This window comes from Pedococcus sp. P2_E5 (genome assembly GCF_056403895.1).
On record NZ_JBFUEP010000012.1, the window covers coordinates 42,960 to 65,545 of the forward strand.

Consider the following 22,586-nt stretch of genomic DNA (forward strand, 5'->3'; position numbering starts at 1 on the left):
CCCAAAGGGTCGCGCTTGTCCGATTATGGAAGCACGTCCCCTGCACTAGGAGTTAGACATGGTTACTCGCACCACCGAGGTCGAGAAGTTGCTCACGCCTGCGGAGGTGGCATCACTGTTCCGGGTGGACCCCAAGACAGTGACGCGTTGGGCCAAGGCGGGGAAGCTCAACTCCATCCGCACTCTCGGCGGTCACCGCCGCTATCGCGAGGTAGAGGTTCGCGCTCTCCTCACTGACGTCCTCTGACAGACGAGCGCGTCAGGGGCAGGGCCTGGCGCGCACCTGACAGCGAGGGTGGCGGTACGTTCGGTCCCATGGACTCGGCGCGCCGTTCTGGCCCCCTCGCGGGCGTCCGGGTCGTCGAGGTCGGCGGTATCGGTCCGGTGCCCTTCGCGGCGATGATGCTGTCCGACCTGGGTGCCGATGTCGTGCGTGTCGACCGGCCCGGCGAGGACCTGCGGTCTACCCATGCCGTGCTGCTGCGGGGGCGGCGTTCCGTGGTCGTGGACCTCAAGTCCGACGAGGGTCTGTTGGTCGTGCTCGGCCTCATCGATGCGTCCGACATCCTCATCGAGGGATTTCGGCCAGGTGTTGCCGAGCGGCTTGGCTTTGGTCCAGACGTTGCGCTGCAACGCAATCCGCGGATCGTCTACGGCCGCATGACCGGGTGGGGCCAGGACGGGCCGTATGCCGCGATGGCCGGTCACGACATCACCTACCTGGCCGTGGCCGGCGTACTCGATGCGTTCGCCGGCGCCGACGGCCGTCCGGTGCCACCGCTGAACCTGCTCGGGGACTTCGGCGGCGGGGGCATGCTGCTGGCGCTCGGGGTCGTCGCCGCACTGTGGCACGCGCGCGGGTCCGGGCAGGGCCAGGTCGTCGATGCCGCGATCGTCGACGGCGTCGGTGCGATGACCGCGATGCACCAGTCCATGCTCGGGTCGGGGATGTGGCCCGCTGCCCGGGGGTCGAACCTGTTCGACGGGGGAGCGCCGTTCTACCGCTGCTACCGCACGAGCGACGACCGCTGGGTCGCAGTGGGCGCGATCGAGCCGGCCTTCTACGAGCGGTTCCTGGCCGGCCTGGGGCTGGACCACCCCGCCGTGGGTGCCGAGCAGATGGACGTCGCCTCCTGGCCGCGGGTCTCGGAGGTGGTCGCCGAGCGTTTCGGCACCCGGCCCCTCACGCACTGGGTGGCGGTCTTCGCCGACCTCGACGCCTGTGTGGCGCCTGTCCTCACGGCCCAGGAGGCGCGCTTCGACGCGCACCTCGCCGCCAGGCAGGCGTATGCCGCCGTCCCCGGCGCCCCGGAAACGGTCCAGCCGGCGCCCGCGCCACGGTTCTCGGTGACCCCCACGACGGCGGGGCAGCCAGCTGGGTCGCCGGGACGGCATACGGACGAGGTCGTGCGCGAGCTGGGTGCCGAACGTTAGGCGGATTGACGGTCCTCCGAACAGCCGACTCAATGGTCAAGGCTTGTTAAAGTTCTCGCTCCGAGGCCGAAATACGCGCTTCCATCAAGGGGCAAGCCTCTTCGCACCCCTTGGAGCCCCAGTGACCAACAGCCTCGGCAGTTTCCTGCAGGAGCAACTTCGTGTGCTCGGTTGGAACCGTGCGACCCTCGCCATGCGCAGCGGTCTGGACGAGTGGACGCTCGAAGGCATCCTCGACTCTCCGGTCCTGCCGGAGTGGCCCCAACCCGACGAGATGCTCGCGCTGTCCCGTGCGCTGTGCCTCTCCGTCCGCGAGATCGTGCTGCGCTCCGCCGAGGGGTGCGGCCTGTCCGTCCTCGGCGGCATCGAGCACCCCGAGGCCGTACTGCTGGCCACCAACGACGAGCTGATGAGCGAAGTGCGCCGTCGGCTCGCCCTCGGTGCCCGGACGGGGCAGTACATCACCAGCGCACCCCAGCACCGGGGTGTCGACACCGGCGCACAGTCGGCGTAACGGCGGCCGGCACCACCCCCTGCGGTGCCGAGTCGTTCTACAAACCCAGCCCTCGTCCCTCAGCCAGGCGGGTGCTGGAACGGCAAGAGAGCAAGTCCCTTCAACGGAAGCCACCGGCCATCTCACCAGATGGCCGGTGGCTTTCGTCAGCCAGATGGCCGGTGACTGCCGTCAGGTGGCTTTCGTGGTTCTGCAGTGGCGTGGGACCTGTGGTCAGGAGAGTCGGCGCAGCGTGACGGCGAAGGACTCGAGCGCCCGCACGGCCGCGTCGAGCTCACGTTCCACGGCCACCAGGGCCGGCTGGTCGACGACGACACCGTCCTCGCCAAGGTGCTCGACGTCGGCGCAGAGCCGTGCGAGCCGCTCCGCCCCGAGGTTGGCGGCGCTGCCCTTGAGGCCGTGCGCCGCGCGACTCAGCTCGTGGGCTGCCCCCGCCGCGCGGTGCTCGCGCATCGTGGCCAGCGCGGCTCGGGCGTTGGGCCCGAACCTGTCGATGAACCGCAGCAGCATCGTCGGGTCGCCCGGGTCGAGGTCGAGCAGCTCCTCGAGGCGCGAGGGGTCCAGCACCGTGGTGTCGGCGCGCGCCGCGAGCTGACGGCTGTCCGTGGCTTCGGTGGCAGGGCTGTGGTCGCCGTCGACGGGGACCCATCGTTCCAGGGTCTCGCGCAGCAGCGTCACGTCGACCGGTTTGGTCAGGAAGTCGTCCATGCCCGATTCGAGGCATCGTTCGCGCTCGCCCGCAATGGCGGCTGCCGTCATCGCGATGATGGGCGTGCGGTACTGGTCGTCCTCGAACGAGCGGATCATCCGCGTCGCGTCGTAGCCGTCCATCTGGGGCATCTGGCAGTCCATCAGCACCGCGTCGTACGCGCCGTCGGCCGACTGGAACGAGTAGTAGCCGGCCAGTCCGTTCTCGGCGACGTCCACGGCATACCCCAGGCTCTCGAGGATGCCGACGGCCACCAGCTGGTTCACCTCGTTGTCCTCGACGACGAGCACGCGGCCACGTGAACCCATCGGGGCGCGCAGGTCAGGACGGCCGGCGGTCGCGGCGTCAGCCCCCGGGCCGCCACCCGGGCCGCCACCCGGACCGCCCTCCGGGGAAGTGCCGGCGCGGGCGCCGGCCACGTCGGCGAGGGTGTCCAGCAGGCTGGAGGGCAGCACCGGCTTGGTGAGGGAGACGTCGATCCCGGCGGCGTCCAGGACCTCCCGATCCAGGTCCATCGCCGAGGTCAGCAGGACGATCCTGGTGTCACCGAACCGGCCGTCACCGCGCATCATCCGGGCGAACTGCTCACCGTTGACGCCGGGCATGAGGTAGTCGAGGAGCACCACGTCGAAAGGCAGGCCGCGCCGGTGGGCGTCGTCGAGGAGCCCGAGGCCCTCCACCCCGGACGACGCGATTGCCGCCTCGATCGACCAGCCGGCCAGCTGCTCCTCGAGGATGAACCGGTTGGTCTCGTTGTCGTCGACGACCAGCACGCGAAGCCCGGCCACGGAGGGCAGGGGCGCGGCCGCGTGGGCGCTGACGCTGGCCGGCGCGAAACGGACGGTGAACCAGAACGTGCTCCCGAACCCGCTCTCGCTGTTGACGCCGATCTCACCCCCCATCGCCTCGACCATCTGGCGGCTGATGGCCAGGCCGAGACCCGTGCCGCCGTACTCGCGGGTGGTGGAGCTGTCGCCCTGCGAGAACGCGGTGAACAGCCGCTCCTTGACCTCCGGCGACATGCCGGACCCCGTGTCGCTGACCTCGATCCGCAGCACGATGCCCGCGTCGGTAGGGGACTCGTCCGTGGACTTCTCGGCGGACTGGGCGGTGTCGGGCTTGTCGCCGTTGGCCCGGTCGCCCGTCTCGCCGGTCTCGACGGTGGCGCCTGTGGCGCCGGTCTCGACGGTCTCGACGGTCGCCCGGACCACGACCTCACCGCTGGTGGTGAACTTCACGGCATTGGCGGTCAGGTTGGAGATGACCTGCCCGAACCGGACGGGATCACCGCACACGGCGGCGGGGACGTCGGGGTGACAGGTCACGGCGAGCTCGAGACCCTTGGTGCGGGCGCGCTCGGCCATCAGGGTGGTGCTCTGCTCGACGATGGCGCGCGGGTCGAAGTCGACAGCCTCGAGGTCGAGCCGCCCCGCCTCGATCTTGGACAGGTCCAGGATGTCGTTGACGAGGGACAGCAGGCTCCGCCCCGCGCCGTCGATGCCGTCAGCGAGCCGGCGCTGGTGGGACGTCAGCTCGGTGCGTCCCAGCAGCTCCGACAGGCCGATCACGCCGTTGAGCGGGGTGCGGATCTCGTGGCTCATCGTCGCGAGGAACTCGGACTTGGCCAGCGACGCGCTCATCGCGTTGTCGCGGGCCTGTTCGAGGCGTTCGGCGGCCAGGTCTCGCTCGGCGACCCGGGAGAAGATCGCCGCAGCCCGGGCGACCGTCAACCCGTCGGTGTCGGTGGGCGCGGTGGTGGCGCGGGTGTCCATGACGACGACACAGGCGGCGTGGTCCTCGGCCACCACGGGCGCGGCGACGAGGGCGGTGCCCTCCGTCGTGACCGAGGCCTGCGGATGGAGCGACTCGGCGGCCGCCCTGGCGATCCGGGTCGCTTCGGCGAGATCCTCCTCCGGCACGTCTCGCGTCTGCGCGGGAACGGGTTCGAGCTCGCCCTCCCGGGTCACCAGCCAGGCGGCCACCGGCTGCCATCCGGTATGCCGTGCCACGTCCAGGAGGATCGTGGGGATGACCTCGGCCAGGGTGGTCGCCTCGTTGGCCGCCGTCGCCATCGAGGTGAGCAGGGCCAGCGCCTGTTCCGCGTCCTTGGTCTCGGTGATGTCCTGGGACGTGCCGCCCATGCGCAGCGGGGCGCCAGTGGCCTGGTCGCGGGTCAGGCGGCCCCGGCCACGGATCCAGCGAAGCGAGCCGTCGCTGTGGAAGATGCGCGCGTCGAACTCGAACTCGCCCGTCTCCTCGAGCGCGCGCCTGACGACTGCCGCCACCGCGTCCCGGTCGTCGGGGTGCATCCGGTCGAGAAACGCTTGGTAGTTCGGGACGAAGTCGGAGTCGGGCTCTACTCCGTAGATGCGGTAGAGCTCGTCCGACCACGCCACGACGTCGTTGCCGACGTCCCACTCCCAGCTGCCGATCTTGGCGATGTGCTGTGCCTCGGCGAGCTGCGCCTCGCGCCGTTGCAGGGTCTCGATCAGCTGTCGCTGCTGGCTGTACTCGGTCACCCGGTGCAACCAGCCGACGTGGTTGCCGTCGTCGTCCTTGATCGGGCTGTGGCTGACCAGGGCCCAGAACCGCTCGCCGTTCTTGCGAAGGAGACTGCACTCGAGGTTGCTCCCCGGAGCGCTGCTGCTCTGCAGCCCGCTGAGGTGTTCGGCGAACTGGCCCTGACCGGTCTCGTCCAGGGTTTCGAAGACGGACAGTCCGTCCATCTCGTCGGGCGTCCTGCCCAGCATCTCCGCGAGTCGGGCGTTGGCGAGCACCGTCCTGCCCTCGGAGTCGAAGACCCACAGGCCGTCGGGCGACGCCTCGACCAGCCACCGGCCCAGTCTGTCGAGGTCGGCGCGGGCGCCGAGTGGCCCGAGGTCGCCGAAGCCTGCGGTACGTCCACGGGCGCCGGGGTCGAGGGGCTGCGGATGCTGCACGCAGTGATCTTCCTTCATCAGCCCGAAAGAAGCCCAGTGAAACACTCGATTCCGCCCAAATCCTGCACCTAGGGACCAGTGATCCCGAGAGCCGGAAGAGCAACCTCGAAGGTCGTGCCGCAGCCGAGTTCGGACTCCACGCTGATCGAACCGCCGTGGCGCGCGATGATCCGGGCCACGATGCTCAGGCCCAGACCGGTGCCGGGGACCTGGAGGGCCGCGGGGTTCGTGCTGCGGAAGAACTCGGTGAACAGGGACTCCTGGTCCTGCGTCGAGATGCCCAGCCCGTCGTCGGCGCAGAGCAGGACGATGGTGTCGCTGTCGTGCCGGGTGCTCAGCCGCACGACTCCCCGGTCGGGGCTGAACTTCACGGCGTTGCTCACCAGGTTGTCGACCACCCGGGCAAGCTCGTCCGTGTTGCCCGTGACCACCGCGACGCCCTCGGCGAGATCGCTGCTCAGCTGGATGCCGCGCTGTTCGGCGGTGGGCCGGAACATGTCCATCGCGTCCTGGGTCAGGCGGGCGAGATCCACCTGGCTGCTGACCAGGGGGCGGTCGGGGTCGCTGACCTTCGACAGGGTGAGGAGGTCGTCGACCAAGGCCTGCAGGCGGTGGGTGTTGCGTTCCATGACCCCCAGAGACCAGTCGGTGTCGGACTTCGGGACGTCGCCGCCCTCGGGGTCGTGCCCCTTCGGGGCAGCTGTCGTCGGGGTGTCGCGCAGCAGTTCCAGATGGCCGACGATGGACGTGAGGGGGTTCTTCAGCTCGTGCGAGACCGTTGCGAACAGGGATGTCTTCGCGCGGTCGGCCTGGCGCAGCTGGTCGACCAGCCGGCGCTCCAGCTCGAGCAGCCGCGCGTTGACGATGGCCCGACCGATGTCCCGGCCCATCTCCAGTGCCGACGCCGCCTCCGCGTCGCTCCAGGTTGGTTCCTGCGCTGAGCGGGTGATGACGAGGTGGCCGAGGCATTCGCTGGCCGCCCCGATGGGTACGAGCATCCAGGCCCCGCCGCCGAAGGGCGCCGTGAAGGCGAGCATGGTGCCGACTTCCTCGTCGGTCAGCAGTCCTTGTGGGTGGGTGGATCCCGCACGCACCAGAGCCGCGGTTCGCCGTCGCCAGCACTGCTGCGCCACACGTCGCACCAGGTTCACGACATCGGCTGGCGCGCTGTCCGCGCCCCGTCCGGAGTGGGCGACGACGCCGCCATCGGCCGGATCGTTCTCGTGACCGAACGTGCGCACCCAGATGGCGGACCCCTTCAGGCCCTCCATCACGGGTTCGACGACGGCTTCCACGGCGCGGGCGGGGTCGAGGATCTCCTGGGAGATCCGGGCGACGGTGTGCACCGCGGCGGCGAGGCGTACCTGCTCGGCCAGCGCGAGCCGCTGTCGGGCTCCGTTGATCGCGATGCCCGCCTGGTTCGCGAAGACCTCGAGCAGACCTTGTTGCACCTCGTCCGGGCGCTTGCCACTGAGTGGAAGGTCCACCGTGATCATGCCGAGCCACGTGCCGGCGACGTCGTAGAAGGGGGCCAGCAGGGTGTCGAGGGGGTCCCAGGAGTCCGGCTCTCCGGTGACGGAGACCTCCCACCCTTCTGCCACCCAGCCGGGCTGCGAGGTCGGCGGCAACCGGTCCGCCGCGACGAACCGCAGGGTGCCCCACTGCTCCGCGATCTCGAACTCGGCCTCGACCAAGCCGCGCGGGGTGCGTCGCCCCATGAGCTCGCGACGCGCCCCGGAGTCGCCGGCCACGGCAACGACCTCGAGGTCCCCGTCCGGCTGGACGAGGCTGATCGCCGCCACGCGAAAGCCGACCACGTCGGCCGCGCCCTCGACGATCAGGTCGAGGACGTCCTGCAGGCTCTCCTGACCACTGGCGCGGTTCATCAGCTCCGACAGGCCACGCAACGCCTGGATACCTGTCGAGGTCAACACCACCGACTGCTCACCCCTTGACTGATCGTTGTGGCTCCCCAGCATCGATGCAGGCTAGCCGCAATGGAACCCGTTTCCCCCTTTGCTCCCCGTTTGTCCATCCTCGCGAACCGTTAGGACTAGCGGCGACAGCAAGCGGCCGCGCGCAGGCACACACCGAGGCAGATCCCAGGACCGTTCGGTTCCAGGGCCCGACGTGGTGGTGGGCCTCAGCCAACGGTGATGCGGCGCGTGCTGCTGTACCCGGTGCTGTGTCCGGTGGTGGCTGTGCGGACGACCCGCACCTCCCACGTGCCCCTGCTGTACAACCTGAAGCCAGCCTTGGCGTAGCCGCTCGTGCCCACGTTGGCAGAGCCGACGGTGACCCAGGTGCCGCCGATGCGGCGGGCCTGCACGCGCACCGAGGCGCCCTTCTCATAAGGCTTGGCGTAGACGGCGGCGTAGGCCGCGGAGCCGCTCCTCACCCAGGACGGCAGGGACGACCACGACACGGTGCTCACGCTGGTCAGGGTGGGTTCGCTGGTGGTGATGGTGCGACCCGGCACGGTGGAGGCGACGACCGCGCGCAGGCGTCCATTGACGCTGTTGGTGAACGGCAGGGCCACGCTGCCGTAGGAGTTGGTCCTGCCGGAGGCGATGGTGAACCACGTGGTGGTACCGGCAGCCTTGCGCTGCAGCGAGACCGAGACCCCTGGCGCGACAACGGGGCTCCCGGCAAGGGTCTTGACGTCGCGGACCGAGACCGCGGCGGTCAGACGTGCGCCGTAGGCCGAGGAGCTCGGCGCCGAGAGGGCCGCGCTCCGGCGCGCGTACACCGTGATCGGGATCGTGTGGGTCGGGCCGTGCGGCCCCTGGGTGCTGGTGTTCGCGAACTCGACCTTGCCGGCGCCGACCGCCTGCGGCGTCCAGGCCATCGACATGCTGTACGAGGTCGACCCGGGCACGCAGGCGCCACCGCCGCTCACCATGCCCGTGCGTTCGTGGAAACCGAAGTAGCAGGACTCGTAGGTCAGGCCGGTCGGCGCGGTGCCGCTGAGGGTCACGTATGACGTCTGGCCGAGGACGAGCGGCGGGACGCTGGCGCTCTCGTCCTTGAACTCGACGACGCGCACGGTGCTGGTGCCCGGTTGTCCGATCCGGTCCCCGGCGGAGTCGAGGACTTCAGTCGTGATCGTGTGCGTGCCGGGGCTGAGCGGTTGCGGCAGGATCGCACTGCCTGTGACCGGTTTGCGGGTGTCGGCCGGTGCATTCCAGGACGGGTTGGACAGGACCTGCGGGGTACTGCCGTCGACGCTGACGCGCAGGCTCGACCACACCGTCGCCAGGGGTCGCATCAGGCGGGCGCCGACGACTGTCGTGTCCCCCACTGACTGAAGGGGCGAGCCGGCGGGCTCGACGGTGACGGCCGGAGTGTGACGGACCAGCAACCCGGCACCGCCCTGGGCCCCCCACTGGTCGTCGGAGTTGCGTGACTTCATGTAGAGCACGTAGTCGCCCTCGGGCAGCGCGGAGGTGTCGAGGTGGGCGCTCCCGGTGTACCTGCCCTCTGCATTCGGAGCCGTGCTCCACGAGGTGGTGGTGTGCAGGACAGGTGTGGTGTTCTCGGCACTGGCAGGTCCGGCATACAGCCGGACGTCGAGGACCTCGTCGGCCTCGCGCGCGACTTCCGAAGTGCTGGTGACCGTTCCACCGGAGGTGAAGACCGCGGGGCTGTAGCCCTCGGCTGTCGGGTCGTCGTCGCGGATCGTGTCGCTGACCCAGCTGCTCTCGACGGGGGCGTCGTACGTGAAGTACCGCACGAAGACGCCCCAGACGGGCGCAGGGTCGGTGGTGAACCACGTGATGTCCAGCGCCTTGCTGCCGGAGCCGATGGCGTGTTCCCAGGAGGTCGTGTCGACATCCCAGGTCACCTCGCAGGTGGCCGGGCAGTCCTGCGCCGTGACGGTCTTCTCGGCCAGACCCAGCCACTCGTCGTATCGAATCGTGGGACGGATGGTGACGCCGGAGGCGCCGGCCAGGTCGACCTCGGCAGTGATCGTGAAGTTGCCCGGAACTGTGGCCGCCGGGCTGGTCAGGCTCACCAGCGGGTAGGGCTGCGGTGCTTCGTCCGCGCCGGCCGGTGGCACTGCGGCCACGAGCGTTGCCGCCGCGACGGCCGCCACGACAGCGGGCAGGCGAAGGCGCACTGTTTCTCCTCTTGTTCCGAAGCTGGACCCCGGCGGAAGGCTAGACGAGGTTGCACCCGTGGGTGGACGAACTGCGAAATCCGCCATGGAATGTCCCTGGCACTCGGCACACCAGAAACCGCAGGCCGCGCGATGCGCTGACCTGCGGTCTCGTGGTGGCCAGGGGCGGGGTCGAACCGCCGACCTTCCGATTTTCAGGTCTCGGCAGTCGTGGTCGGATGTCTGAAGGGGACTGGCGGGCACCGCCGTTGGCCTTCCAGGGTCCAGCATCTGCTGGTTGTGTCCCGTCGCGTTGCTGTCAGTGCTGCTGTCGGGCCGCCCTGCGCTCGCAGCCTCTGAGTGTGCAGGGAATTCACGCGGGATTCAGTGGGACCAGGTGCAGGGTCGCAGCCGCGCGGAACTCAGAGCGAGCATCGCGCGGCGTGGGCCCGCGCGGGCGATCGCCTTCACGCACAGCACCTGGTACTCGCATTCAGTCCCCCCGAGCCGGGCCGGCCATAGTGGCTCTCGTGCTGCCGGCCCACCGTGGCAAGACTGCTGTCGGTCCAGTCAGCTCCCGTCGTGTGCGTCGACCCGACTAGGTGGAGCGCGCGTCTCAGACCGTTGGCTCGCCTTGAGATCCGGGCCCGTCAGCGGGAGATGGCGCAGCACCGCCGGCCTCAGTGCGGCGTGGTAGATGCAGGAAGCACCGCTCGAACGAGCGATGATGCGTCCCACTTCTGCGAACAGGGCGCGTGCTTGGTCGGGGAGCCGACGACGCTGCGGTCGATTCCGTCGGTGTGAGTTGGTGGCTCCCACTTGACCCTGCCGATCGGTTCCCAGTCAGGACGCTGACTCGGCGTTGCGGCGACGGGTCAATCAACCCGCACCCGCGCAAGACCCTTCTGGTTCGACACAGGGGATAGCGTGGACAGTGACCGCACGGTATCGCGGGTTCTGAACAGCTGATGCGACCAAGCCATTGGTCGCGAGGGGACAGCTCATGAACGAACACCTGTACGCGATCGAAGCAAGGAAACGCAGCCGCCGTCGGCTGAGCGTGGCCGATCTCGCGGCACACCTGGACCATCGTCTTTACCGGCAACCAGCCGTCCCGGGGGCGACCCGGCAGGGGTGTGCGAAGGCAGTCCAGGCCGGGTTCGCGGCCGTCATCTGCCGCCCCGAACGCGTCGCCGAAGCCGCCCGGGAGCTGAGCGGCACAGCCGTGGCGGTCGCCACCACCCTGTGCTGGGACACCCCGGGCACCACCCACCTGGACACCGACAGAATGCTCAGCCAAGCCCTGACCCTGGCCGACAGTGGCGCCAACGAGGTGGCCCTGCTAGCCACCAAAGAGCGCATGGGCCCCCGCGGTGCCGAGTTCGAACGACAGACCACCGCACTGGTGGCCTCGATGGGCAAGCGAGACGTCCGCGTCCGCGTCATCCTGGACACCGAATACTTGACCCCGCACGCCATCGCCACCGCGTGCCGTCAGGCCACCGACGCGGGCGTGTGGATGGCCCAGGGCGGTTCCTGGCACGGACAGCGGACCGGCTTCACCCAGGTCGAGGCGATGAGGGACTCCCTCGGAGCGGACGTCCTGTTGAAGTGGACCCAGCCGGTCCGGTCCCTGCAGACCCTGCTGCTGTGCATCGCCGAAGGTATCGAGCGCTTCAACGGTGACGTCGACCAGCTCATGTTCGCAGCGCGCCGCAGTGCTGCAGCGGGCCCAATGATCGTGCCACTGCCCGGCACGGGCTACTGACCCGCACGCCGCGCCAGTCACACGGCCGCGCTCACGCGGCCCGTCACGAGCGGTCGCGCGCTTCCTCGCGTGGGCGTGTGGCCCGTCTCCGACACGATTCGTGCGCTACACATCTCGCGTCGACACGCTCACCCCGAAGGGATGCCCGGCCACGGTACGCCGAGCCAGACCCCTCGAACGGTACGTCGTTCAGAGACGGTCATCCGCGCTCAGCCACGCCCGCAGCACACCAAGCGAGGCCGCGCAGCCGATGCCGGATGGTCGGGTGGAGTCGGCCACCGTGGCCCTGCCTTGCGGATCCTGACCAGGCTGCCGCGAAGCGACCGCTCGAAGTCGGCGGTCGTGTGCGCCTGGACAGTGGCGCTGGCCAACCGGCCTCCTCCTGCGGCGTTTGCGCGGCAGGGCCGTGGGTAGTGGGCCGGTAACCGTGGCCCAGCTTCGCGCGCGGGGGTGCGCTCTTCTTGGGCTGGGCCACGGGCAGGGAGTCGCCCCGAGGACCACGCATCCTGCCCGGAGATCAGCCGCACCGCAGCCGGCACCACAATCGCCACTAGGAGCTGCCGCGGGCTGCTGAGCCGCGCTCTCGTGAACCCGCCGCACCCCCGCGCGAGAAAGGTGCCCTCTGTTGTGGCGAGGCGGGCGTCGCCTTCATCGACGCCGCCTCGAGCGCGGCGTGGGCACCGTCGGTGCGTCGTCTGAGCTTGGACAGGCCTGCGGTCGGGATGTGCGGCTGGCGCCTCTGGTCGTGCCGCCGTACTCGGCCCTGTCCTTGATTCCTTGAGACACCCCAAATGAGGACTTCGTCCTTGGCTTCGGCGACCTTGGTGCCCAGACGCCGACGATGAACGCCTGGAGTCCAACGGCTCGATGAGCGCGCCGGCGGCGTGGAGCTCGCGTCGGGTGACGCCGAGGCGGGCCAGTTCGCGGCAGGCGGCGTCCTGGAGGTGGCCTTCGCTTGCCGCGTTGCAGCGGGGGGAGGCGCCGCCGACCAGGCGGCGCCGGGGCGCCGGTGATTCCTGGTCACATGCTGCCGGTCCCGGGTCTTGGCGCCGCACATCCAGCGTCGTTCATCGGGTAGTCCGTTCGGCTGAGATTTCATCGACTGGTTACGTCGCTGGCCCACAGTTGCGGGTGGTTGAGCGGGGTTGTTGTTGGTGCGCCGTCTCGCGGATCGGGCGCAACGCCGTTGATGCTGGTGGGGCCGGTCAGGATTCGAGCAGCGCTGCGGAGCTTGCAAATGACGGCTCCGCAGCGCCACCAACAGACCAGGGAGGCACGTTGTGGACGCGCGGGGACGCGGGGCAAATCTGGATTTTGAGTCGCGTGAGTTGACTGCTGAGCAGCGCCACGAGCTCGTGAGGTTGTTGGCTGAGCGTGGGTGGTTTGGGGCGGTCGGGGCCGCCGCTCTTTCGACGCAACCCGGCTACCGGGCGCCCCGTGGTCGTGCGAGCTTGGGTGAGCCGATCTCGTCGCAGGTCAGCTCGGAGGGCATCACGCATAGGCCGCGGTGGTCGGTGCGTGATGCCCCGCGGGCTGGCGCGGCCAGACGATGAAGTGGTCGTGTCACACTCGCGCAGGTAGGGACGCCCCGGTGGCTGCGCAGAATCCGCGACACGGTCCGGGACCGGGAGGCCAACTTCGCGCGCCGATCCAGTCCTGACCGTGCCAAGCAGGGGGCTGGGCCTACGAGCTCGAGCCTGGTGGATTCGTGACGGACGGCGCGGGAGCGGCGGTCGTGCTCGTGGTGGGCGTCGCGGTGGCCGTGCTGGTCGCGGTAGAACTTGTCGGCGTCCCGGTCGGCACTGCGGTGGGCTGGGACGGAGGAGTAGTTGCGGCAGGCGACGGGCTGGGGTTGGTGGTCGCAGAAGTCGGGGAGGCAGACGACGGCGGCGGGCTGGGCGCGGGGGTGGTCGTGGTGACCCGCGGGTTCGGGCCCTCCGGGTGTGGCAAGTCGACCTTCCTGCGCATCCTCAACCGGATGCACGAACTCGTGCCGGGTGCGGCCCTGGCCGGAGAGGTCCGACTGGACGGTCACGATGTCTACGCGCCGGAGCGACGCCTGACCTGGGCGCGCAGGGAGATCGGTATGGTCTTCCAGAAGCCCAACCCTTTCCCCGCGATGAGTGTCTACGACAACGTTGTGGCCGGGCTGAAGCTGACGGGTCAGCGGGTCAGCCGCTCAGACCGCGACGAAATCGTTGAGGACAGCCTGATCAGGGCTGGACTGTGGAACGAGGTAGCCGACCGACTGCGGCAGCCCCCACCACTTACCCCGATTGCGGCGGGGCACAGCTCGCGGTGTATCCGCTCGGCCGAAGTGGTCAAGCAGACCCAGAGGAAGCTGGGTGACCCAGTGCGCTCTACCCGCCTCGATACGGGGAATGCGATGCTCACCATTTGCGAGTTGGTGGCGCGCTATCGTGAGGTCGAGGTGCTCCACTCAATTGACTTGACGCTCGAGCGCCGCGGATGCTCAGCGTTGGTTGGTGAGTCCGGATCCGGCAAGACAACAATGGCCCGCGCGATCGCGGGCCTCCATCGAGACTGGACCGGAAGCATCCGGCTCGGTGATCAAGAACTGGCACCCTCAGCCCGCGCCCGCAACACCGACATGCGCCGGCAAATCCAGTACATCTTCCAGAGCCCGTACGGATCCCTGAACCCACGCAAGACCGTGGGGGAGGCAGTAGGGCAGCCTCTACGCGTCTTCAACATTGCGGAGGGACGAAAGGCCGACGAGGGTGTAGCCAAGATGTTGGAGCAGGTCTCGCTTTCTGCCAGCTACGTCCACCGCTATCCAGACCAGCTCTCCGGCGGCGAACGGCAGCGCGTTGCAATCGCCCGGGCGCTCATTTCCTCTCCCTCCGTCCTCATCTGTGACGAGGTCACCTCCGCGCTCGATGTGAGCGTGCAAGCGGCGATCGTGGAGCTGTTGGGCAAGTTGCAGCACGAGCTCGGAGTCTCCATGGTCTTCGTTACCCCCAATTTGCCGCTTGTCCGGTCGATCGCCCAAAGGATCGTTGTCCTCGCCGATGGCAACATCGTGGAGTGTGGCAAGACGGAGGACGTTCTGACCCACCCCTAACAGCCCTACACCAAGCAACTGATTGCGAACACGCCGTCGCTGGAGACCGCCGCAGCAGAAGCCAACAGCGTCACCGACGCTGCGCCGCGCACCGATCGTGACGGGGTCTTAGGTCCCGGGGCGCCGAGATTGGTGTGAAACGGTGGCTGACAGAGTCTGTCGGCTCTTCGTTGCCTTGCTGACGGGGACTGACCGCATCGACCCGTGGCACCCGGACCGGCCGGTGTGGCCGTTCCTGCAGGTCATCGACGATCTCTGGACGAGCCCTGGTGCGCTACCGCCGCCCGCCACCTGGGGCAGGAGCACGAGGGCGAGGATCGGGACCTGCGTTGAGACCGGCGGTGATAAGTCGCTCGCCGGGTCGCAGGCCATTCGCCACGTACGCGGTGAAGCATCCGCCCGCATGCGGCCGACTGGAGCGCCAGCGCGGACGTTGACGGTGCCGGACTACCGCTGGATGCCGACCTGCCACGTCCTACACGACTCTGGTGGACTCAACAGAAGCGATGTCCTTCAAGGCGAGTTGTGAAATCAAGTCCGACCGTCGCGCCAGGTCGCGCAGCGCGTATTGACGCCGCCCTTGAGCCACTGGTCGGGGTTGCCGTAGGGAGCGACGCCGCGGACGGCCAAGCTACCCAAATCGAACAGATCCCACGCCACCCACATCCATGCAGCGAGTACAACTGAAACATGGTAACAAGAGACGGATTGAACTCCTTGGATCGTGGCTCAGGGCCGCGAATGGCTGCTGGAAACTCTTCTCTGGAGCCAGCCCCTGGCGCACAGGACCCCTCCCCCAGCGTTGGTACTGCTGCGTTGCTGCCTTCAACCGCAACCGTCGGAAGGGCCGTCAGGTGCCTCGTCCCACTCCGGGTCCTGGTCGCACTATTGCGGAATGAAGACGTACGCTTTAACATCGGGTAACAACGTTACTACCGCCAGAATTCCGGGCGTTCGTCCACGTCCCAAACCACCTCTTCATGAGAGGACCCTTGACGGGAGATGCGGCAAATCATCGGCATAGTGACTAGGTTCCCCACCGGAGTGGTGCACGGGCACTTGGCCCCCGCCACGCCGCGCCAATCCAYGACCACCTGCGGTCGAGTGGAGAAGATCCATGGCGGCCCCCTGCGACAGACCCCGGCGGAGATGGTCGCGCGCGGGGTAAGAACTCGGAACGCGGCAAGCTTCTCGATCAAACTCCACGAGCGCCTTTCGGCGCGGGGTCCGCAACCGCCACCAAGCCGCGGGGAAGGCCGACACGGTGCGAAGCGCCCTGCCAGTACGTCAGCCCAAGGCTCCAACGCACTTGCAGTAACCCGCCATGGAAGAGCGTTGGTGGTGCGACACCATGATCACGCCGCTCCTCATGCGGAGCGCACCAAAAGGATGAAGGGTGTGCCACTGGCGCGATTCGGCAGGCTCTCGGTTCCCACCGGACTCGAGCGGGCTCTACGAATCGGTCCCTGTCGCCACGCACGAGCGTCCCGGGGACTCGCCACCGTATGCAACCCATCGACGACACCTGCAGCGGCTGCTCGCCCAATGACTTCGACAGCTCATCCCGGTAGGCCGACGGCATGCCAAACTCATGCTCACTCGCTCCGGATGAAGTTGTGTTCAACCGCCCGACATTGGCGCGCCACTAGCACTTGCAAGTGGCGCGGGCGTTTCTACCGACCAACTGCTGCCCAGCCCCTTCGGCAGAGCCCCTTCTGCTGCCGAGTGCCACGCGCACACCCCACAGCAACGCGTCCCGGCGGAAGCCTTTCAGCACGCACCAGCGCCCAGCCCGCACCTACGCCGTTCGTGAGGTCGCCGAGTGAGGAGGTGCCGTTCAAGCCGCGTGACACGCCCATCCACAGCTCTTGACTATCTCTCACAGGAAGACAAACCATGTTCTATTTCAAGACGACTGCGCGCAAGGTCGGCGTCATCGGAACCACGCTTGCCGTCGCGACAACCCTTGCCGCGTGCTCCGGGAATGACCCGGGGAGCGGCTCGGGGAGTGCCTCGAGCGCGGAATCGGGAACGCTCTCCTGGCCCTCGCACTTTTGGTCTGAGCCGGGGAACATCCAGCCGGAAAAGGTCCGGGACAAGTACAAGGCAGCCCATCCCAACGTCAAGCTCCTGACGCCCCCGATTCCCTTCGCGGATTATCACAACAAGGTCTACACGCAGATGGCATCCGGGCAGGCGCCGGATGTTGTCGTTCCCTATGACCCTCAGATCGGCCAGTGGGAGAGAGAGGGCTTGCTTGAGCCGCTCAATGACTGCCTAACTAGTCACAACATCGATTCCAGTAAGTTCATCTCGACACAGAAGCTGGCGGAGTACGAGGGCAAGACCTATGGTGTGCTGCTAGTGAGCAACCCCCGCGTACTGGTCTACAACAAGAAGCTGCTCAAAGAGGCGGGCGTGGCGGTGCCGAAGGATATCAACCAGCTGATGGCGGCGATTAAGGCCATGCGAGTCCCCTCCAAGCAGCAGTTTGGGTTCGCTACTCTGACAGGTTCGACCTCGCCAGCTGATACGTACATCAACTTGATGCCAACCGTGGCAGGTTTCGGGGGCGCCTTCGTCACGGATGGTAAGCCGACCGCCAATTCGCCGGAGACAGTTGCGGCGCTGACGTTCCAGAAGGAACTCTACGACAAGGGCCTGGTACCCAAGGGCACAATTGGCTCCGCCGCGCAGGATGCTTTCACTGCGGGAAAGATTGGAATGTTTATTAGCGGCCCCTTCATTATCGCGCAAGCCGAAGATGCGCACCCGGACGTCGCCAAGGACTTGAGCGCTGAGGCGCTACCGTTGCCCGGTGGGCACACGGCGTCGGTCAACGTCTTCCTGAGCATCCCCAAGAGTGCCAAGAATAAGAAGGGCGCCTGCGACCTGATCGCGGGCGCGCTGGACGATGACGTGCAGAAGATCACCGCCCCTTCTATCCCGGCGACCGGCCAATACGATCCCGCGTTCCTTGCCAAGAACCCGTACTTCCAGGCCGTTCTCGACGCCGCCAAGGTCGCGCAGTCGTACGCGCCAGTCGGCGCAGAGAAGCACATGGCCGACGTAGCGAAGATCGTCACTGATGTCTATCAGGAGATGTTGACGTCATCGATGACCGGGCAGGAAGCCGGAGCCAAGATGCAGTCGAAGCTCGAGGACCTTCTCAAGAATTGAAACGTGGCCGTGGAGAGCGTCAAACCTTGATGCTCTCCACGGTCGATTTCCTAAGGGAGAAGGAGCATATGACTATGAAGACGGTGATGGGAACGGCGAATGACGCCGCGCCAGTACCCGACCGGTCCCAGCGAGGATCGCGGCGCCGACGGCTCTGGGGTTCAGGCTCATGGGCGCCATATGCCTTTCTTGCACCAACGATCTGCGCCATCACGCTCGGGTTCGTTGCGCCCGCGGTCGATATTATACGGAGGAGCACAGCTAACGGAACGATTGCGTCCGATGGTGAATTCGTTGGACTGCAGAACTATGTCGACCTCGTTCACGACCCGGAGTTTCTTAAGGCCCTGCGTGTCACCGTCACCTATGCCGCCGGCGCCGTCATCGGCACGCTGTTCCTCGGACTGTTGGTTGCGCTCCTGCTCAATCGGTCATTTCGCGGGCGGGGAGCGCTGCGTACCCTGCTCGTCATCCCGTGGGCGATGCCGTTGGTCCCGGCCGCACTCATCTGGCAGTGGGCGCTCGACCCGCAATACGGCATCGTCCGCGCGGGGTGGTCGGGACTCGGCGCCGAATATCCCGGCCTGCTGATAAGCCCGTCCTGGGCCCTGCCCACTGTAATTGTGATCCAGATTTGGCGTTACGTTCCGTTTGCCGCCCTTATGTACCTTGCTGGCCTTCAGAACATTCCTGGCGAACTATATGAAGCGGCCAAAACCGATGGTGCTGGCCCTTTCCGCGCGTTCCTTCACGTCACTCTCCCGGGAGTGCGCAACATCACCACGGTGCTGTCCCTGCTCATCACGATCTGGTCCTTCGGCACAGCCATGACGATCGTCTATCTCCTCACGAGTGGTGGCCCAAGCGGGGCAACCGAGCTCCTCTCATTGATGACTTACGCCAAGGCATTCGACGAGTATAAGTTTGGAATGGCGGCCACTATCGGCACCATTGTTCTGGCCATCTCGTCCCTGTTTGCTGGCCTGTACCTCTACGTGACGAGGAAGCGAAATGCCTAATAGAATCGCAAGCGCACCGGCCGCAACAAAGAGCGGCCACATCCGCGGTGGCCCGCTTGGTCGAGTTGCAACTCTCACAGGCGTCTTGGCTTTTGTGATCTTCTCAGTCTTCCCGTTGTACTGGATGTTTGTTCAAGCACTACAGCCAGAGTCAGAGCGGTTTGCCTTCCCGCCCAAACTCATCCCCCAGAAGATTTCACTCGATGGCTTCATAAATGCCGTCACTGGTCATGACGTGCTGCTTTGGATCGGCAACTCTATCGTGGTCGCTGGGGTAAGCACCGTCCTGGTACTTCTGGTGGCAGCGTGGGGCGCCTACGCCATTTCACGATTTCAAAGTCGCGGCATCACCATTGCATCTTTTCTTATCCTCGCAACCCAGATGATCCCTTCGGTAGTGTTGATGATTCCGCTCTTTAAGGCATTTCAGTCGCTGGGACTGGTTGGCGGCCTGGAGGGTTTGATCGTCGCCAACCTTGTGTTCAATCTTCCGATCGCCGTGTGGATGCTCAAGTCGGTCTTCGATTCGGTGCCTATCGAACTCGAGGACGCCGCCCGAGTTGATGGGTGCAACCGTCTGACCCTGCTCTTCCGAATCACCATGCCACTCGCCCTGCCGGGCGTGCTCGCAACCGGGATATTTGCATTTATCGAGGCATGGCAGGAGTACCTCATGACCCGGGTACTCATCTCGGACCCCTCGAAATGGGTGGGCAGCATCGGCATCGCATCATTCTTCGGTGAGTACGGCACTCCATGGAACCAGGTCATGGCCACCTCTCTGATCTTCTCCATCCCACCCATCGTCCTCTTCCTGCTAGTGCAAAATCGCTTTGTCGAAGGAATGGCAGGCGGAGTCAAGGGTTAGTAGGAACCACTCGAGCGCGGCGCGCCTCCGCATGGATCAGGCCGGCGCACTCAACACGTATAGGAGGAACCTTGTCTGAACTGCGAGAACCATCTGCGGTGACCCGTAGAAGGGTAGAACTTCAGACAGAGTCTTACTCGCCTGGTGCCCACCATTCACTTTCGCCTGGTTTTCGCTATCTTCCTTTTCCTGCCACTGGCCGCGAGGAAGTTCCCTACTTCGCCGCATACTTGACGCAGATGAGTGTGGTACAGGGAGAGAAGCTTTCTGCACATGTGGCGACGCGATCTGACCAACTCTGTAACGTAGACATATACCGAGTGATCGGATGTGAAGACGCGAGCCTTCGACCCAAGCTCTCTTTTGTCCGACGTCTGGGCCCGATCCGGCCACACCGCTTGCCGCCCTCGGGGGAAGGTCGCCGTCTAAGCTCAGGTGACGCAGACGCTGAAGGATGCCGTTGGCCGAAGGTGGAACTGCTCAGCAGCATCCCGGGAGATTGGCCTAGCGGCGTATACATGGCCCAGTTTAGCGCCGAGGACGCGCCCCGTGGGCACACGTCGAGCAGGGCCGGGGAGGACGCGCTGTTCATCGTGAGGCGTGGCGCGAACCGTCAGGGGCCAAGGATCCTTTGCCAGGTGAATGTCGCTACGTGGGCCGCCTATCACATCTGGCACAATCGCAGCCTTTATACTGGGCGTGCCGAAGATGGCAAGGGTTTGGGCGAGTTGCGGGCCTCGAGGGTTTCGCTTCACCGCCCGGGGACGGGTCTTTGCCTGCCGAACGAAACCATGCTCGGGCCGTACCCCCCTAAGGCCGCCCACATCTTCGCGTTCATTGACTGGCTGGAGCGCGAGGACATCTTGGTTGACTATTGCTCTGGTCTCGATGTGTCATCCGGATACCCAGACGTTGGTACGTACGATGCACTACTTACGGTCGGCCATGACGAGTATTGGACGGTGGCTCAGCTCGACGCGGTACGTGACTTCAGGCTTGCAGGCGGCCATACAGTCTTTCTGGGTGGCAATTTGGGAGGGGGGACGGTTCGCGAGACACCAGATGGAACAGCCTTAGAATGCTACAAGTATTCGGCTGATACTTCTGACAATGAGGAAATCGACGGCGTGGAATACCTCGAAGGCGAGTCGTTGGACCCATTGGCGGAGGCGGCGTCGCCGAAAGCCCACCCGCACCTCACCGGATATACGTGGCGCCTCCGGGACGAATCCACGATACCCACGACCGGCGTCTACAACGCAGTGCGCAGGCCTGAACCCCCGAATGAGATGTTGATTGGTGGGGGGATGTGGTGGTGGGAAATCTACGGCGGACCCTCGCGGCCCCGGAGTGGTTTCACCATTTGCGACCCAGACCACTGGGTCTTCGAAGGGTTGAACTTGCAGAAGGGGGACACTATTGGCGCCGAGATAAAGCTTGTCGGGCACGAGGCGGACGGCCTGGAGGTCGAGTTTGGCAGCGACGGCCCACAACTCTCGTTCAGGGATGGTGCCCTCCCGGGCACGCAGTTGCTGGCTATCGCGGACTGCCGTCCTTGGGGCGAGTGGGATTTCAGCGGCTGGCCGCCTGTATTCACGCCCAAGCAGCAGCGCACCTTTGGGAGCATGGGTGGGGTCGCCACCATGATCCACCGCGAGACACCCGGTGAAGGGATGCTCTTCTGCGCTCCCACGACGGATTGGGTCTTTGGCCTCGTGCCATCGATCGATTGGACCGCGACTCGCTCCCTAGAGCCTCCGATTTTTCCGGCCGACCCCGCTGTGGAGCAAATTACTCGTAACGTGCTGGTCGCCTGCCAGCGAAGGGCGCCGGCAGTTGCGAACAATGGGTAACGCCGTTACAATCGCGTTGCGGCGCTGATCGGCGCGGTGCAATCGGTCGCATCACTTGATGACCGCCGTTATAGGAGGCAGATGTGTACTGCTACGTCAACGGAGAGTTTGTAGAGGCAGAGCGCGCACTCGTCTCTGCATTCGACCCGGGGTTCACCACTGGCGAAGGCATCTTCGACGTTTGGCGGACTTATGGTCACAATCTCGTTGGGGGAGTGGTCGAGCGCCACTTGCGCCGGCTCGGGAAGGGTATGCGCTTCTTGGGCGTATACGATCACCGCCTCCTGGTCGAAATCGAAGAAGCGACTTCAGAATTGGTCAAGAGGAATGCGTCGCTAGTTTCCGACGGCGGCGATCTCCGGTTTTGGTGTGGCGTGACAGCGGGGAGGCGAGGGCTCGGGGAGGCGTCGTCGCTCGCGACCCTAGTGATAACGACTACTGAAGTTGGCTTCAGTAGTTACTTCCGGACAAATCTTTATGAGACCGGCGCGGAACTCGTTCCATCGCTCGCCGTCAAGAACCCCTGGGGAGCTGTGGACCCGCGGATCAAGTCGATTAGCAGGCTGAGCCTTGCGCCCGCTGAGGCGAAACTTGCAGCAGACCCAGGCAATCAGTGGGCATTACTCTTCGACGCTGATGGCTACATCACCGAAGCCGGTGGTGCCAGTTTGGCCCTCATCAAGGACGGCGAGATCATTCATGCCCCAAGGGAGAAGATTCTGGGCGGCATCAGCCTTTCAATGTTCTGCGACTTCGGCGCGGAGCTGGGTGCCAAGACGCGTGAGCAAAACCTCACGGTATATGACTTCCTGGATGCGGATGAGGTCTGGGTCATGAGTTCAAGCATCGCGGCAGTGCCTGTTCTAAGTCTCGGCGGAACTCCACTGACGCAAAACACCACGATCGGGCAGGAAATTCTCGACAAATGGATCGATTTCGTTGGCTTCGACTTCCGCGCCCAAGCAATTGAGTACTGGCAAGAACATCACTAACTCACTTCGCTGGAGGAAACTCCCGGTCAGCCTTGCGCGAGGCTTGCCCAAACCCCAGATTGAGCAGCGCCAGTCCTCTTCAAAGTACGCGTTGTGCTTGCCAGCGCCGGAAGAAGCGCACTAACT

12 protein-coding genes and 2 pseudogenes are annotated in these 22,586 nt (G+C 66.1%); 11 read left to right on the top strand and 3 right to left on the bottom strand.

Going from position 1 to position 22,586, the window contains the following annotated elements; all coding sequences use genetic code 11:
* The first annotated feature begins 58 nt into the window (after positions 1-58).
* The 3 genes from AC1DVZ_RS05805 (at position 59) to AC1DVZ_RS05815 (ending at position 1,948) form a co-directional block, all read left to right on the top strand.
* A complete protein-coding gene (locus tag AC1DVZ_RS05805; protein ID WP_179421480.1) occupies positions 59-247 on the top strand; it encodes a BldC family transcriptional regulator in 189 nt (62 codons plus the stop codon).
* Between the two features lie 68 nt (positions 248-315).
* Positions 316-1,434 carry a CaiB/BaiF CoA transferase family protein gene (locus tag AC1DVZ_RS05810; protein ID WP_477617233.1) on the top strand — a complete coding sequence of 373 codons (1,119 nt, stop codon included), beginning with the start codon at positions 316-318 and terminating at the stop codon, positions 1,432-1,434.
* Between the two features lie 121 nt (positions 1,435-1,555).
* Positions 1,556-1,948, top strand: a complete 393-nt coding sequence (locus AC1DVZ_RS05815; RefSeq protein ID WP_477617234.1) for a hypothetical protein — start codon at positions 1,556-1,558, stop codon at positions 1,946-1,948.
* 213 nt (positions 1,949-2,161) lie between these two features.
* Here the strand turns inward: AC1DVZ_RS05815 and AC1DVZ_RS05820 are convergent, their stop codons facing one another.
* The 3 genes from AC1DVZ_RS05820 to AC1DVZ_RS05830 form a co-directional block, all read right to left on the bottom strand.
* The gene (locus tag AC1DVZ_RS05820; protein WP_477617235.1) at positions 2,162-5,596 is read right to left on the bottom strand and encodes a response regulator; all 3,435 of its coding nucleotides are present in this window, start codon (positions 5,594-5,596) and stop codon (positions 2,162-2,164) included.
* A 68-nt stretch (positions 5,597-5,664) separates the two neighbouring features.
* Positions 5,665-7,575, bottom strand: a complete 1,911-nt coding sequence (locus AC1DVZ_RS05825) for an ATP-binding protein (RefSeq protein WP_477617236.1) — start codon at positions 7,573-7,575, stop codon at positions 5,665-5,667.
* 164 nt (positions 7,576-7,739) lie between these two features.
* The gene (locus tag AC1DVZ_RS05830) at positions 7,740-9,716 is read right to left on the bottom strand and encodes a hypothetical protein (protein ID WP_477617237.1); all 1,977 of its coding nucleotides are present in this window, start codon (positions 9,714-9,716) and stop codon (positions 7,740-7,742) included.
* Between the two features lie 982 nt (positions 9,717-10,698).
* Between AC1DVZ_RS05830 and AC1DVZ_RS05835 the strand changes: the two genes are divergently transcribed.
* From AC1DVZ_RS05835 to AC1DVZ_RS05870, 8 genes and pseudogenes are all read left to right on the top strand, one after another.
* On the top strand, positions 10,699-11,463 hold the full coding sequence (locus tag AC1DVZ_RS05835; RefSeq protein ID WP_477617238.1) for a hypothetical protein: 765 nt from the start codon (positions 10,699-10,701) through the stop codon (positions 11,461-11,463).
* 1,915 nt (positions 11,464-13,378) lie between these two features.
* A pseudogene (locus AC1DVZ_RS05840) lies at positions 13,379-13,705 on the top strand (ATP-binding cassette domain-containing protein); the annotation flags it as partial.
* A pseudogene (locus tag AC1DVZ_RS05845) lies at positions 13,688-14,369 on the top strand (ABC transporter ATP-binding protein); the annotation flags it as partial. The pseudogenes AC1DVZ_RS05840 and AC1DVZ_RS05845, both read left to right, overlap by 18 nt.
* 2,075 nt (positions 14,370-16,444) lie before the next feature.
* Positions 16,445-17,728: an ABC transporter substrate-binding protein gene (locus tag AC1DVZ_RS05850; RefSeq protein ID WP_477617239.1), complete on the top strand. Its 1,284-nt coding sequence runs from the start codon at positions 16,445-16,447 to the stop codon at positions 17,726-17,728.
* A gap of 74 nt (positions 17,729-17,802) precedes the next feature.
* The gene (locus AC1DVZ_RS05855; RefSeq protein WP_477617240.1) at positions 17,803-18,747 is read left to right on the top strand and encodes a carbohydrate ABC transporter permease; all 945 of its coding nucleotides are present in this window, start codon (positions 17,803-17,805) and stop codon (positions 18,745-18,747) included.
* 94 nt (positions 18,748-18,841) lie between these two features.
* Complete coding sequence (locus AC1DVZ_RS05860; protein WP_477617253.1) at positions 18,842-19,615, top strand: carbohydrate ABC transporter permease; 774 nt, start codon at positions 18,842-18,844, stop codon at positions 19,613-19,615.
* 239 nt (positions 19,616-19,854) lie between these two features.
* On the top strand, positions 19,855-21,468 hold the full coding sequence (locus AC1DVZ_RS05865) for a N,N-dimethylformamidase beta subunit family domain-containing protein (protein WP_477617241.1): 1,614 nt from the start codon (positions 19,855-19,857) through the stop codon (positions 21,466-21,468).
* A gap of 83 nt (positions 21,469-21,551) precedes the next feature.
* On the top strand, positions 21,552-22,460 hold the full coding sequence (locus AC1DVZ_RS05870; protein ID WP_477617242.1) for an aminotransferase class IV: 909 nt from the start codon (positions 21,552-21,554) through the stop codon (positions 22,458-22,460).
* Positions 22,461-22,586: the final 126 nt, after the last annotated feature.